Genomic DNA, 15,025 nt, shown 5'->3' with positions numbered 1-15,025 from the left:
CTCTCCTACTCCTTGGGCGTCTCCGGCTCGCTACCCCACTCGGCCCAGCTACCGTCGTAGAGGCGTACGTCCTGGTAGCCCGCGTGCTGCAAGAGCGCCCAGCTCACCGCGGCGCGCGAGCCCGTGCGGCAGTAGACCACCAGCGTGGCGCCCTCGTCCGGATCACCATGGAGCCGTCGCACCTGCTCGTCGTCGACGAACGTACCGTCGGCGGCGAGGTTGCTGGTCCAGTCGACGTTGATCGCTTCGGGCACGTGGCCCATGGCGAACTCCTCGGCGTTGCGCACGTCGAAGATCACCACGTCGTCGCGACCGAGGTGCTCGAGCATCCAGTGGAGGTCGACCCGCAGCGCATCACGAGGCTCGCCGCCTGCGTAGCTCCACGGTCGAACGGGCGCCGGCCCGTCGTCGAGCGGTCGCCCGGCGTCGAGCCACGCCTGCATGCCGCCATCGAGCAATCCCACCACGCCGCGGTGGCCGTGATAGCGCAGCGTCCAGGCCACGCGCGCGGGGTCGGTGCCGTTGTCGGCCCCCACGATCACCACCTCGGCCTCGGGCGAGAGCGCGATCTCGCCGAGCGCGGCATCGATGGCATCACGCGAAGCCACCTGGCCCTCCACGCCGGCCACGGTCGTCCGCAGCGACGCCGGATCGAACCACCGCGCACCGGGAACGTGCCCCGCCTCGAAGCTCGCTGCGTCGCGAACGTCGAGCACCACGACCGCGTCCACATCCGTATCCAGGTCGAGGTCGGCGGCCGCGAGCAGCTGCGGCTGCGCGAGTTCGGGCTCGTCGGCATCGCAGCCGAAGGAGCCGAGCACGACCAGCACCACCACGTGCCGCAGCATGACGGCCCCATGATACCCCGCGCTCGGCGTCCCGTGGACCGATGCCTACTCGGTGATCCAGGCCGTCACAGCACGTCGAGCACGTGCAGATGGATGTTGGACGGATGAGCGTGGTCAGGCGAGGGCATAGGGCCCGCCGCGCTCGAGGGCGCGTTGATAGGCGGGACGCGCGTGGATCGTCTCGAGCCACTCGAGCGTGTGCGGGCGCGACTCGTCCAGCCCGGCACGGATTCGGGCCGCCTCGAGCGGGAAGCTCATCATCACGTCCGCCGCGGTGAAGCGATCACCCGCGAACCATGGCCGGCTGGCGAGTTCGGACTCGACGAAGTCGAGGTGGAGCTCGATCCAGGGCTCGATGCGCCTGGTCGCGCGGCGGCCGATCAAGGGGATGCGCCCGAGCACCAGGTGGATCAGCAGAGGTGGCATCAGCGAACCCTCGGCATAGTGGAGGAAGTAGCGGTAGCGCAGCAACGCGTCGCGATGCGGTGGCGGGCCCAGTGCGCCATCGCCCTTCTCCACCAGATACTCGATGATGGCGCCCGTCTCGGCGATCGCCGGCCCCGCCGTACCGTCTTCGCCCACGTCTTGGATGATCGGTGACTTGCCGAGCGGATGCACGCCACGGAGCTCGGGCGGGGCGAGCATCGTCTTCCTGTTCCGCTCGTAGCGCTTCACCTCATAGGGAAGCTCGAGCTCCTCGAGCAGCCAGAGGACACGCTGCGAGCGCGAATTCTCGAGATGGTGGACGACGATGGTCATGGGATTCCGTCACATGTGGGCGTACGTCGCGGCCAGCCCGGTATACCCGTTTTGTGTGAACACGTTGGCCACCGTCCCGTGCCAGGTGCTCCAGGTCTTGGCCCAGTCCTTCTTGTGGACGATGCGAACGAGGTCCTGGTCGACGATGCCGACGCTCGGCGCAGAATACTGGGTCCGGGGTGGCAGGCCGGCTCCGGCGCGATAGGCATTCTCGCAGTAGGTGAGGCCCTTGCCCGCCCACAGCCCGCTGACGATCTGCTCCTCGGTGTTCTCCTTGGCATCGACCCTCCTGCCTCCTCCTTGGAACAGACCCGCCAGCGGTGCGGTGTCCAGCGCCTGGAGCGCCTTGGTGGGCCCCATTTGCCAGTAGTAGGCGTGGCAGAGCTCGTGGAAGAGCGCGACGTCGAGGTCGGTGTCGGTGCAGTCGGGGTGGTTGCGCACCCGGCCGTCGCTCCCGAGGGTCAGGTTGCCACACCGGGTGTTGACCAGGTTGGGCGAGGCGATCGAGATGAGCGGCACATTCGTCCCCCACTTGGGCTTGCCCTCGTTGGGGCCGCTGTCGTGCCAGCCGTTGAAGGACCCGGTCCGGACCGGCTGCTCGCTGTCCACGGTCTTCTCGTTGAACGCAACGGTCACCTTCTTGGTCTTCCAGTCGAAGGAGGTGGGCACGTTGTTGGCGAACTCGCCGAGCAGGGCACGACCGAGGGTCTCCCTGGCCACGACGCGGACCCAATACTTGATCCACGACCGAAACGTATCACTGCCCTGAATGGCGATGCAGTACTCCATCACCTCGATGGGAGGTGGCTTCTTCTCGACCGTCTTCGGCTTCGGCTTCGGCTTCGACTTCGACCTCTTCTTCTTCTCGACCTTGGGATCGCTGAGGCTGAACGGGAGCGTGGAGAGCTGTGCGGACCGTGCGGCGGGCCGATGCCCGCTCGTGCGAAAGCGTGGGCTCGTCATCGCCGCCAGGACGGCGCCAGACCAGAGCTCGTCTGCGACCCGGCGCCCCATTGCGTCGGCTTCCGCCTCCAGCCGCGGGTCCTGCACGATCGCCACGCCGTGTCCGTACGGGTTGGCAACCCGCCCCTGCCGCTGCTGCACCACGTGCGTCAGCTCGTGCCCGAGCAGCTCCATCCCCTCGCGTGTCGATGGAGCATGGAGCCCCGGCGCGAAGTGAAGCGTGTCCCCCAGCGTGAACGCGAACGCCCCCATGGCCTGGGCCACCAACCCCTCATGCACACGCACACCGGAGAAATCAGCCTCGAACAGCTCCTCCAAGCGCGTGCGAATCCCGGTGTCCAGCGGCTTGCCCTTGCCCATCAGGCGCAGGCGCCCGGGGGGGACGAGCGCCGTCACCACCCCGTCGGGCGCTCGAGCCTGCACGGCGTGGCCTCGCATTCCGACGTTGGCGTTGCCCATCCCGGGCATCAGCTCGGGCCGCGGCGCCTTCCCGGACCAGAATTGGAGGGCTGCGGGCTGGATCGCCGCGGCCTGACGCTTGCCGCCGCCGCGATGACGCTCGATGCGAAAGTAGCCCTGCAGCACCAAGCCGGGCTTCGAGTGGTCGGTGGACATCGTCGCACTCCATCTCGTGGGCCGCTCCGCCATGGTCTCGCCGGCGTGGTGGGTCCCCTCGTCGGCCCGCGATGACGAGCAGGGTACAGGCGGAAGCGCGCTCGACCCAATTTCTCGACCGATCGGTAGTGCACCGGGGGAAGGCCGATTGGGCGACTGGCCTGCACAGTTAGCCCAATCCTGAACGAACCACCAGCAGCGCGTCGAAGTCAAGCCCCCAAGGTGAAACGGAACCGATCCCGACCCGATCCTGGCCCGATGCTTGCTCATGCATCCTCCGGCATGGGCAAGGGTACGCAAGCGAGCATTGGGGGTTGTTTGGTGGCGCTTTCGCTCCTCGGGGGCTGCGGCGCGGAGGCGGGTCGCGGCGCGGGGGCGGGGCCGGGCCTGGGGGTCGGCCCGGGCGAGGACACCGAGGAGTGCGTGGCCCCGCCCGGGCAGAGCTGCGAGGTGCCGCTGTGCGACGACCCCTGCGGCTACAACGATGCGGACTACGAGTCGGGGGCGTGCCGGATCGACGACTACGCGCTCGAGTGCGGCGACCTGCGGGGGATGAAGGTGCTGTTCAACAAGGCGGACGGGGCCACCGTGCCGCCGCCCAACGCGTTCTTCCGGGGCGCCGACGCCAACCTGCAGACGTGGGTCGAGCAGCGCTGGACGGAGATGTCGAACTTCGTGCTGCCCGCGTCGGTGAAGACGGCAATCGAGGCCAAGGGGGTGGAGATCCACAACTACCCCGAGGGCAACGACTGGACCCGCACCGACTTCCACGGGGCGATCATGGCGCTGCCGCCGGGGGAGCGACCCGAGACGCTGCTGCGCAACCTCCTGAACGATCCGATCAAGACCACGGGCAACGACAAGTTCGCGGGCTGGGTGGGCTGGCCGGTGGCCGGGGCCGGCGGGCGCAAGGTGGGCGACATCGTCGACCTCGACATCTTCGGACCCGACAACGGGGCGGTCGCCTACTGGAAGATCGACGAGGATCGCTTCTGCGTGATCACGGTGGAGAACGACGCCTCGGGCTGGCACCCGGTCAACGGGATCCGCTGCTGGGGCTTCGTGCCGATCCAGGTCAACCCCAACTGGACGCTGACCGACGACCGCTGGAGCTGCGGGCGCACGACGTACCTCTTCTACACGATGGGCATCGACTCCCCGAGCGTGGCGGGCGGCGGCACCCTGGGCGGGGTGGGAGCGCAGCGCAGCACCTGGAACGCGCTGATGATCGACCTGTCGGTCCAAAACCAGCTCGCGGGCGGAGTCTCTGGGCGCTGGATGCTGCAGAAGACGGTGGCCCAGCCCAACGCGCTCGCGCCCGGCGGCGCGACCAAGGTCACCGCGCCGGGTGAGCTCGAGGGCTACTACGTGAGCCTGCCCAAGGCGAAGTTCCGCGAGGGTCAGGTGTGCGAGGCGCCGGGGCTCTCGTGTGGGGCCGACCAGTTCACCTGCGGCGACGCGAGCTGCATCCCGCAGGCGCGGCGCTGCGACGGTACTGCCGACTGCCTCGACGGTGACGACGAGGAGGCCTGCGACGGCGGTGGTGCTCAGGCGGGCGGCTGCGCCGACAACCAGTTCGCGTGCAGCGACGGCACGTGCATCCCCGGTGACTGGCGCTGCGATGGCGAGTACGAGGACTGCGCGGGCGGCGAGGACGAGGACACGTGCGACGACGCGCCGGCCCCGACCGGCTGTGCCGCGAGCGAGTACACCTGCGGCGACGGGGAGTGCATCCCCGGCTCGTGGCGCTGCGACGGCGAGTACGAGGACTGCTCGGGCGGCGAGGACGAGCAGGGCTGCGGCGACGGAGGCGGCGGGGCGAGCGAGGGCTGCGGCGCGGGTCAGTGGGCCTGCGGCGACGGAGCGTGCATCCCGGCGGACTGGCGCTGCGACGGCGAGTACTCCGACTGTGCGGGCGGCGAGGACGAGCAGGGCTGCGATGCCGGTGGCGGCGGGAGCTGTGCTGCCGATCAGTGGGCCTGCAACGACGGCACCTGCATCCCGCAAGCGTGGCAGTGCGACGTGTACGTGGACTGTGCGGGCGGCGAGGACGAGCAGGGCTGCTGACGGCGGGGGCTCGGCGGAGGAGACGGGGCCGCGAGGATGCGGCCCCACTCCGGCCAGCGCCACCCTCCTTCGGGTGACACGCCGGTCAGCAAACACCCACCCGCGGCAGCTTCACGCGAAAGGACGCCCCTCTTCCGGGCTCGCTCTCCACGTCGATGCTTCCCCGGTGGGCCATCACGATGCGTCGGACCACGGACAGCCCCAGGCCGGCGCCGGGGGCCACCTCGGGGCGGCGACGCCGAAACGGCAGGAACACGCTCGACAGCTCCCCGTGCGGAATGCCCACGCCCCGATCGGTGACGGAGAGTATCGCGTCGTCGCCTTCCGTCCTCACGACGACCTCGATCGACCCTCCCTCGGGCGAGAACTTGATCGCATTGCTGACGAGGTTGCTCACCACCTGCTCGAGACGCAGCGGGTCGCCCTGGACGACGACCCGCTCGCCGGGCACGTGTGCCGTGATCTGGTGCTCGGAGGAGGTGGGCGCGTAGAGCCGAACCATGTCCTGGACCACGTCGCGCAAGTCCATCGGCTCGACCCGCATCTCCAGCTTGCCCGCCTCGATGCGGGTGGCATCCAGCAGGTCGTCCACCATCCGCGCCAGCCGATCGACCTGGCGGTCGAGCCGCTCGCGCGCGCGGCCGCGGCGGGCCTCGGACTGCTCGACCTCGAGCGCGTAGATCCCGATCTTGATGGCGTTGAGTGGGTTGCGAAGGTCGTGGGCCACCCCGGCGAGGAAGGTGAGCTGGGCCTCTCGCTGCTGCGCCAAGCCCTCCGCCATCTCATTGAAGCCCAGCGCGAGCTCGGCGAGCTCACTGAGGCCGTCGTCATGCGCACGACCGTCGGTCTCACCGGCCTTGAAGCGACCGATGGTCTCGTGCAGCGCGAGCACCGGCCTCAGCACGTAGTGGCGGATCCCCACGGCCACCGCCGTCAGCCCGAGCACGAGCACGGTGGCCGCGATCGAGCCCATGAGGTTGGCCTGTTCGTTCACCTGTTGTGCCTCGGCATCGGCCAGCCGTACCTGGTCGTCGTTGAGATCGTGCAGTGCTTCGAGCGCGTGCACGGTATCGTCGAGCGCCGGCTGCGAGAGGCGAACGACCTCCTCCAGCTCGGTCTCGTGGTCCTCCAAGCGCTCGCGCTCCTCCAGGTAGAACGTCAGCCGTCGCGAGACCTCGTCGAGGAGCCGCTGCTCGTCCGCAGACCCGCGGTATTGCTCGGCTCGTGCCAGTAGCCCGCGTGTCTCGATGACGAGCTCCCGCGCGGTGTCGTAGACCTCCGGCTCGTGGAACATCACATAGAGGTTGCGGAGCCGCTGATGGGTGAGGAGCGCGAGCTGGATCTCGCTGGCGATCGCCTGGCTCTCCGAGTCGCGGATGACCGTCTCGATCGAGCGTTCCATGAGCGTGGTCGTCCAGACCAGGCTCGCCGTGACCACGGCGGCCAGCGATCCGAACGCGACGATCACGACGACGCTCAGCCGCCGGATGGTGGGCCCATGAGTTCTTCTTCCGTCTGCTGAGTGCTCGGGCATGGCCGGTTTCTCCTCGACGTGGTCCAGGAACGACCGAGCAAGCATGCCCGAGGCGACGCCGCCGCGCTGACCGCCGCCATCCGTCAATCCCCTAGCTGGCGCTCGAGTCAACGCACCGCGAGGTGGCCGAGCGGCTCGACGATCTCGGCAACGTCCCCGCTTGCGTGCCGAACGAAGCCCAATTCGTTCACGAAATCGACAGCGCTCGACGTGTGGATTTCCGTCGCGAACCACGACGTACGCCCAGTTTCCGCAATCTCCCGAATTCGGCACATTACAGCCCCATTACCGCCATTGTGCGGAATTTCGGCGTTGACACCTCCGGCCTCGATCCGTATCCCAAGATCGTAGACCGCGGCGCGTCGATGGCTCATCGGCCTGCCGCTCGGCGCCGACGGTCCGGCTCGAATGCGAGTGGGCCCGTTCGACGAGCCTCACGACTTTCGTGGGTCGACACCGTGGCGCACGGGTCGGGCGCGGAGCGCCCGTGGACGACGAACGAGCACAGGGAAAGACATGAGGGAGGACACGATGAACGGACCACGCATGACACCACGCGCGATCCTCGGGGCGAGCTTGCTCCTCGGGGCGCTCCAGATCAACGAGGGCTGCATCACCGACGAGGGCGGGTACGACCCGGGCGCGCTGACGATGCGCAGCGTCTCCTCGGGCGACGTGCAGTACGCTCAGATCATCGCCGGCTGGGACAGCAACTTCTGCCTCGACGTGGCGGGCGTCGACGCCACGAACAACGGCAAGAACGTGCAGCTGTGGCAGTGCGACCAGGTCTCCGAGACCTGGAACCTCGGCACCGACGGCAAGATCCACGCGGGCTGGAGCAGCAACGTCTGCCTCGACGTGGCGGGCACCAACGCCACCGCCAACGGCACCAACGTGGGGATCTGGCAGTGCGACCAGGTCACAGAGACCTGGACCCTCGGCCTCGACGGCAAGCTGCGCGCGCAGTGGGACACCAGCGTCTGCCTCGACATCTACGGCACCAACGAGAGCGCCAACGGCAAGAACGCCAAGATCTGGCAGTGCGACGACGCCGTCGTGGAGACCTTCAGCATGAGGACCTCGACCGGGTGGCTCGACCAGGGCAACCCGGGAGCGGTGGGCGCCCACGACTGGGAGAAGCTCGCCCAGCACATGAGCCTGGCGAACATCCCCTCCGAGATGATCGGGATCGAGCCGGCCTACGTGGAGATGCGGCTGGTCGCCACCGGCGAGGACATCGCCCAGACCGGCGACCTCAAGAACCTCAGCACCCAGTACGGCGGCAAGGCGCGCAACGAGGCCGGCAATCCGATCGAGGGCGACTACGAGATCCAGTTCCACTACGGCTGGACCCCGTGGGTCAACCGCGACACCGACCCCTCGGACGGCGACGACGAGACCCACGCCCACTACACCAACTGGACCAAGACCACGGGTCCGACCACCAGCGTCGGCTCGGTGCTCACCGGCCGCATGCCCCCGCGCAATCCCACGCGCACCGAGTGCCGCCTGGTGGACGAGCCCACGACGATCTACTCGAGCGACGACACCCCGAATGCCCAGGGGCTGCTGACGGCGACGTGGTCGGGCAGCCAGGTCGCGTTCCGCTGCGACAACGAGGTCGGCTACGAGTGCGACGAGGCCGACCAGGACCCCGGGGTGACGTGCAGCGAGGACGTGGAGGTGCGCCACTTCTTCGGGTACGAGGAGCTGTGCTGGGGCGACACCGCCGACGCCACCGACAACGGCGCGTGCGAGCCCCGGGCCGGCCACGGCGAGTCCTGCACCTCCGACAGCGACTGCGAGAGCAATGTCTGCGACGAGGTGGTGTCCACGTGCGCAAACTGCACGGCGCTCCCCCAGCAGGGCTGCGACTTCGACACGCAGTACTGCGAATTCGATGCTTGCCACGACAAGAAGGCCGTCTGGGACGACTGTGTGTTCAGCGAGCAGTGCCAGTCCGGGATCTGCGATGCGTTCAATTGCGTGGAGTGCGTGTCGTTCCCGACCAAGCAGGGCTGCGACTTCGACACGCAATACTGTGATTTCTGGGAATGCCTGGAAAAGAAGGCCCACAACGAGACCTGTGAATTCGACGACCAGTGCGAGTCCGACATGTGCGACGCCGGCTACTGCGCCGAGTGCACGGCGATCCCGCAGGACGGCTGCGACTTCGGCTCGCAGTACTGCGAGCTCGGCGATTGCAGGAACAAGAAGGCCAATGGCCAGGGCTGCGGCTGGGATGATCAGTGCCAGTCGGGCATTTGCGATGCCTTCACCTGCGTAGCGTGCACCGCGGTCCCGAAGGAGGGTTGCAATTTCGGCTCGCAGTACTGCGAGTTCGCGTCGTGCCACAACAAGAAGCCCAGTGGCCAGGCCTGCGCCTTCAGCGACCAGTGCCAGTCCAACAACTGCTTGTTCTTCGTGTGCCTCTAGGCCAGGCCAGGGGATGGTGCACCGTGGGAGCCCTGACGGGGCTCTCACGGTGCCTTCGACCCCATGGCCCCCGGCAGGCCCTCGTCCCGAGCACGGGTCGGGGCCGGCTCGATCGCCGGCGCTCGCTCGTACAGCTCGCGGGCCTGCTCGAGCTGCCCCGACCGGTGGAGCACCCGGGCCAGGCCGGCGAGCGACTCGGTCACCGCGTCGTTCGGCTCGGGACCGTAGAGTTGCTCTCGCAGCGCCAGCGCTCGCTCGTACAGCTCGCGGGCCTGCTCGAGCGCACCTCGCTCCTCGTGGATCGATCCGAGGATCTGGAGCGCGACGGCCAGATCCGGATGCTCGGCCCCCTCGCTCTCGTAGATCCGCAGCGCTCGCTCGGCGAGCGACCGTGCTTCGTCGAGATCGCCATCGGCATGGCGCAGCACCGCCAGGGCGAGCACCGTGGCCGCCAGATCGCGACTTCGAGCTGCGGGCGCACGCTCGCGGATGTCGAGCGCCTGCCGCAGCAACGCCTCGGCCGGAGCCCGCTCGCCGAGCGCCTGGTGGGCATACGCCAGCTCGTGGAGCGTCTTCGCCACGTCGATGCCGTCCTCGCCGAGCGCTTCGACCAAGATCCCGCGCGCACGCTCGAGCAGCGCGATGGCCTCTCGGGCCCGGCCGGACTCGACCAGGGTGAGGGCCAGGCTGGAGGCATGCTCGGCGACGGCGGGGTGTCGAGGACCGAGCGAGGCCTCGTAGACCGCGAGCACGTGCTCCTGAACCGGGATTGCCTGCTCCGGGTCGCCCATCAGCCGCGTGGCCGTGGCGATGTTGTTGAGCAAGCCGGCGATCGAGGGATGCTCCGGTCCGAGCAGCTGCTCGCGGATGCCAATCGCACGCTCGCTGTGCGCACGAACCTGCTCGTAGTCCCCCGCAGAGCCGCTGATGGCCGCGAGCACCTGGTGCAGGTTTGCCGTTCGCAGCCCCGCCTGCGGCTCGACGACGCCGACCGCGGCCTCCGCCACCGTGGCCCAGGCCAGCCCCGCGTCGTGGAGATTTCGCCGAGAGCCGACCACGTACACCAGCTCGGTCGCGGCCGCGGCCACCGCCTCGTGGGCACCGGCGGTGACCGCCACGAGGTAGGCCTGCTCGAGCGCGGCCTGGGCGGCCTCGAACCGACTGACGGCACCGAGCACGTACCCCTGCTCGAGCTTGGCGTCCGCCAGCAGCGGGCCGTACCCGATGGCGTCCGCCTTGCTCACCACCCGCTCGATCGATTCCACGGCGCGCAGGGGATCACCCGCAACCCTCTGCCCCTTCGCCTCCGCGAGCATGCGCCGGGCCTCGCGGATCTCGTCCGCGTCTTCGGCGGGCAGCTCGGGCCGCAGTGCGAGCAGGCGTGGGTCGGTGCACCGCTCGAGCGGGTCCAGCCGGGTGGAGGATTGGATCGCACCCGGGAGCGTGATCGCATCGACGTCGTGCAGCGCCCCGACCAGCGCCTCGAAGTCCGTCCGCCACGCGTCCAGGCACTCGCGGGAGCGCTGGGCGAGCACGGGGTCGAGCCGCCCGTCGAGCTCCAGCAGACAGCTCTGCTCGCGCTGCTCGCCCCACTGTCCCACCCAGGCATCGAGTCGGGGCAGGAGGCGATCTGCGGTGTCCGCCGCGTAGCTCTGCTCGCTGTTGCGCAGCGCATGCGCGAGGCGCCCGCGTGCGGCGTCGCTCCAGCCCTCCGGGAGCGCTGCTCCCAGCTCCGCGCACGCGGTCACCTGCCGATGGTGAGCATGGCTGCGGTAGCCGGCGGTGCCCAGGCCGAGCGCGATGGTGAGGCCGCCCAGCAGCCACAGCGGCCGACGGCGGCGGCGGCCGAGACCACGCTCGAGCGCGGCGAGCAGCTCGGCCATCGACGCGAAGCGACGCTCCGGCTCCCGCGTCAGGCCCCGCACCAGCGCGCGAAGGAGCCACGACGGCGCGGCCGAGCGAGGAGGGGCGCGCAGCCGTCCCTCCAGCACCGCATCGGACAACGTGTCCCACGCCTCGCCCGCAAACGGTGGGACGCCACAGATTGCCTCCCACAGCGCGACGCAAAAGCTGAACTGGTCGGTACGGGCGTCGGTGCTCTGCCCCAGGAACTGCTCCGGGGCCATGTAGGCCGGCGTGCCCGTGAGCCCATCGGGGCGGGTCAGCAGCGCAGAGCCCTCGACCAGCCGGGGGAGCGCCCCCTGGTGCGCCACGGTCGAGCCATGCGTCTGCACGTCGCTCAGGCGAGCGAGCCCGAAGTCCAGCACCCGTACGCCACCGACGTCGTCGAGCATGACGTTGCTGGGCTTGAAGTCACGATGCACGATGCCCTTGTCGTGGGCTGCGGCCAGGCCCTCGCCCGCGGCGAGGTACACCCGCAGCACCTCCTTCCACGAGCGCTTGCGCTGGGCCAGCCACTGGTCGACCGTCTGCCCGAGCACCAGCTCCATCGCGAGGTAGACGTCATCGCCCACCATCCCCACGTCGTGGATCGTCACCACGTTGGGGTGGGTGAGCCGGGCCAGGGCCTGAGCCTCGCGAAGCAGCCGCCCACGAGCGTTGCGACCCGTGGAGGAGCGCAGGACCTTGATCGCGACCTTGCGGTCGAGGTCGGGGTCGTAGGCCGAGTACACGACCCCCATGCCGCCGCGGCCGATGGTGTCCAGCAGCAGGTAGCGTCCGACCGGAGTGCCGAGCTGGATCTCCGCGCTCGCAGGCCTGGCATCGTCCTCGACGAGGGCTCCATCGGCGCTGACGGTCGGCGGAGTGACTGGGACCGGCATCGTGCGACCATGAATGCAACCGATGCGCCAAGGAAGAACCTTGGATCGACGGCAGGGCTCGCCGACGGTCGGCGAGATCTGCAGGCGACATCGGCAGATCCTGCCGACGCCCGGCCCCCTTCCTCGCCCTACGGCGCGTGAAATCGCATGCGCGCGGTCCCCAGCCGCAGACGCCCCTTGCGACGCTCGATGACACGCGCCGCATCGATGAACCCGGCATCGGCGAACTGCCGCCGGATGCGGTAGACGTCGACGTTGAGGTGGTTGTCGTTGATGGACAGGCGGTCGACCAGCTCGTCGCGATCGACCCAGCCCTCGTGCCCGCCGAGCCGCGCCTGCACCAGGGCTCGCAAGACCGCCGAGCCTGCCCCCACCACGAAGCTGAAGGCCTCGCTCGTGCTCTTCACGGCCACGAGGGTCTGGTCCTCGGCGCCCGGCATCAGCGAGAGCTCGACCTCGTCCAGGGACAGCGCGCGGGTGCCCGCAGTGCTTCGCGTCGTGCCGGGGATCGAGGGCAGCCGCAGCCGCCACTGCACGCCACCCGCGGGCACGACCTCGTGGTCGGCCACGTCGCGGGATTCCGAGGCCGTCTCGAGTCGCCAGCGGCCCACGCTGGTGATGAACACGGTGGCCTCCGGATCGTCCGGCCCGGGGAGCACGAGCAGGCCGTCGGCCCCGACGATCGCCGCGCGGTCCTCGGCCTGGGCCAGGGCCTCGGGTCCCCCACCGTCGCGGAGCGTCCAGGTCGAGGCGGACTGACCGAACGTGAGTTCGTCGCCCTCCTCGAGGCGGCGACGGGTCCCCGCAGGCACGAGTCGACCGTTGACCGCCGTGCCGTTGTGAGAGCCGAGGTCCTTGACCTCCCAGTGGCGGCCTTGCCACACCAGGGCCGCGTGGAGACTCGAGACGAAGTCCTCCGCCAGGCGTAGATCCGCGCGGCGGCTGCGTCCGACCACGGTCTCCGCGGTGAGCGGATGAACCCGCTGGTCCAGCTTGTGCTCGAGCCAGCCCACACGCTCATGGTAGCCCGCGCGACGCTCGCGCACGAGGGCCAGATCCGAATCGCACGTCGAACGAGCGGCTCGACCCGATCGAACACGCTCGCGCGGCCGCCGAGCCGCGAGCTCACGTACGCGCATCGACGGATGCGTGTCCCGCACGCCCCATGCATCGATCGAATCGATGATTGTCACGATGATGGTTGATCTCATCCACTGGGACGTTTGGTGCATCTCCTCGGCCGGGAGGATCCCATGCACCCATCACGACACCTGCTCCTTCGTACCCTTTCCGCCCTGGCCTTGCTCGCTACCAGTTGTACCGACGGTGATGCTCCATCCGACGAGGGCTCCTCCGAGTCCTCGGGCGGGGGCGCGCCGCTCGGCCTCGCTCCGGTCGAGGCCACCATGCTCGTCCACATCTACTATCAGACCCCCGAGACGCTCGAGCGCCTGGCCACGGAGGTCGACCTGCTCGAGCACGCCGACCGTGCCGAGGGCTACGTGGCCGCGTTGATCGAGCCCGACGAGTACGAGCGCCTCGTGGCCGAGGGGCTGACGGTCGAGGTGCAGCAGGAGCCCACCTCGATCTTGCAGCGCATGCTGGATGGAGGCGGGTTCCGCTCGATCCCGAGCTATGCGTGCTACCGCACCGTCGAGGAGACCGTGGACACCATGACCACGCTCGACTCGAACTACTCCGGCCTGGTGGAGCTCGTCGACATCGGCGACTCGTGGGACAAGGTCACCGCAGGGGGCCCCGCTGGCTACGACCTCCAGGGCATGGTGATCACCAACGAGGCCATCGCCGGGCCCAAGCCGCGGTTCTTCCTCATGGGGGCGATCCACGCGCGTGAGTACGCCACCGCCGAGATCGCGATCCGCTTTGCCGAGCAGCTGGTCGAGGACTACGGCACCGACCCCGACGCCACCTGGCTGCTCGATCACTACGAGCTGCACGTGCTGCCCCAGGTCAACCCCGACGGGCGCAAGATTGCCGAGCAGGGCTACACGCAGCGCAAGAACCGGAACACCAGCGCGGGGTCGTGCTCGTACCCGCCCACCGCGAGCAGCCAGCACGGCATCGACCTCAACCGCAACCACTCGTTCCAGTACGGTGGCGCCGGCACCAGCACCAACGCCTGCAACCTCACCTATCGCGGCACGGGGGCGATTTCCGAGCCCGAGACCCAGGCGCTGCAAACGTACATGAGCTCGATCTTCGCCGATCAGCGCGGATCCGGCATTGGCGATCCCGCACCGGACGACACCACCGGTCTGCTGGTCTCGCTGCACTCGTACGGAGAGCTGGTGATGTACCCGTGGAGCTGGAGCGCCACCTCGGCGCCCAACCTCTCCCAGCTCCGCACGCTCGGGCGCAAGCTCGGCTACCACAACGACTACGAGGTGTGTCAGGGGCCCTTGTGCCTCTACTCGTCCAGCGGCGGCACCCCCGACTGGGCCTACGGCGAGCTCGGCATCGCGGCCTACACCTTCGAGGTGGGCACCTCGTTCTTCGAGAGCTGCGCCAGCTTCGAGTCGACCGTGGCTCCCGTCAACCTCGCGGCGCTCACCACCGCGTTCAAGGCCGCGCGTCGGCCGTACCAGACCCCCTCGGGGCCCGATGCGGTGGGGGTGGCGGTCTCGGCCTCTCCGGTGACCGCGGGCGCCTCGGTCACGCTCACGGCCACCGCCGACGACACGCGCTTCGACAGCAACGGCTGGGGCACCGAGCCCACGCAAGCCGTGGCGGCGGCTCGCTACTCCGTCGATCACGCCTCGTGGACCGGCGCGCCGCTCACGGCCATGGCCGCGAGCGACGGCACGTTCGATGCGAGCAGCGAGGGCCTGACCGCCACCATCGACACCTCGGGCTGGGCCCCGGGACGCTATCTGCTGCTGGTCGAGGCTCGCGATGCGGCCGGCAACTGGGGAGCACCCAGCGGCGTGTTCCTCGACGTGGAGGCGGCCGGGGGCATGGTGGAGGTCTGCGGCAACTCGCTCGACGACGACGGTGACACC

The 15,025-nt window shown here is 69.3% G+C and carries 10 protein-coding genes; 3 read left to right on the top strand and 7 right to left on the bottom strand.

Going from position 1 to position 15,025, the window contains the following annotated elements:
- Positions 1-5 precede the first annotated feature (5 nt).
- From OEB96_RS09455 to OEB96_RS09445, 3 genes are all read right to left on the bottom strand, one after another.
- A complete protein-coding gene (locus OEB96_RS09455) occupies positions 6-848 on the bottom strand; it encodes a sulfurtransferase (protein ID WP_266215188.1) in 843 nt (280 codons plus the stop codon).
- Positions 849-962: 114 nt separating this feature from the next.
- Positions 963-1,607: a glutathione S-transferase gene (locus OEB96_RS09450; RefSeq protein ID WP_266215187.1), complete on the bottom strand. Its 645-nt coding sequence runs from the start codon at positions 1,605-1,607 to the stop codon at positions 963-965.
- A 9-nt stretch (positions 1,608-1,616) separates the two neighbouring features.
- Positions 1,617-3,185 carry an eCIS core domain-containing protein gene (locus OEB96_RS09445; protein ID WP_266215186.1) on the bottom strand — a complete coding sequence of 523 codons (1,569 nt, stop codon included), beginning with the start codon at positions 3,183-3,185 and terminating at the stop codon, positions 1,617-1,619.
- A gap of 321 nt (positions 3,186-3,506) precedes the next feature.
- On the opposite strand from OEB96_RS09445, the gene OEB96_RS09440 reads away from it, so the two are divergent.
- Positions 3,507-5,252, top strand: a complete 1,746-nt coding sequence (locus OEB96_RS09440; protein WP_266215185.1) for a hypothetical protein — start codon at positions 3,507-3,509, stop codon at positions 5,250-5,252.
- A gap of 85 nt (positions 5,253-5,337) precedes the next feature.
- Here OEB96_RS09440 and OEB96_RS09435 read toward each other — a convergent pair whose 3' ends face one another.
- Positions 5,338-6,720, bottom strand: a complete 1,383-nt coding sequence (locus tag OEB96_RS09435; RefSeq protein ID WP_266215184.1) for a HAMP domain-containing sensor histidine kinase — start codon at positions 6,718-6,720, stop codon at positions 5,338-5,340.
- A gap of 173 nt (positions 6,721-6,893) precedes the next feature.
- The gene (locus OEB96_RS09430; protein WP_266215183.1) at positions 6,894-7,160 is read right to left on the bottom strand and encodes a hypothetical protein; all 267 of its coding nucleotides are present in this window, start codon (positions 7,158-7,160) and stop codon (positions 6,894-6,896) included.
- Between the two features lie 157 nt (positions 7,161-7,317).
- On the opposite strand from OEB96_RS09430, the gene OEB96_RS09425 reads away from it, so the two are divergent.
- Positions 7,318-9,222 carry an RICIN domain-containing protein gene (locus tag OEB96_RS09425; protein WP_266215182.1) on the top strand — a complete coding sequence of 635 codons (1,905 nt, stop codon included), beginning with the start codon at positions 7,318-7,320 and terminating at the stop codon, positions 9,220-9,222.
- Between the two features lie 44 nt (positions 9,223-9,266).
- On the opposite strand, the gene OEB96_RS09420 is transcribed toward OEB96_RS09425, so the two are convergent.
- Both OEB96_RS09420 and OEB96_RS09415 read right to left on the bottom strand, forming a co-directional pair.
- The gene (locus tag OEB96_RS09420) at positions 9,267-12,005 is read right to left on the bottom strand and encodes a tetratricopeptide repeat-containing serine/threonine-protein kinase (RefSeq protein ID WP_266215181.1); all 2,739 of its coding nucleotides are present in this window, start codon (positions 12,003-12,005) and stop codon (positions 9,267-9,269) included.
- A gap of 128 nt (positions 12,006-12,133) precedes the next feature.
- Positions 12,134-13,051, bottom strand: a complete 918-nt coding sequence (locus tag OEB96_RS09415) for an FHA domain-containing protein (protein ID WP_266215180.1) — start codon at positions 13,049-13,051, stop codon at positions 12,134-12,136.
- A 255-nt stretch (positions 13,052-13,306) separates the two neighbouring features.
- On the opposite strand from OEB96_RS09415, the gene OEB96_RS09410 reads away from it, so the two are divergent.
- The coding region (locus OEB96_RS09410) for a M14 family zinc carboxypeptidase (RefSeq protein WP_266215179.1) at positions 13,307-15,025 on the top strand (1,719 nt) is incomplete at its 3' end.

It is taken from the genome of Paraliomyxa miuraensis, assembly GCF_026337845.1.
Taxonomy (GTDB): domain Bacteria; phylum Myxococcota_A; class Polyangia; order Nannocystales; family Nannocystaceae; genus Paraliomyxa; species Paraliomyxa miuraensis.
This window is presented reverse-complemented; position numbering and strand designations above follow the sequence as displayed.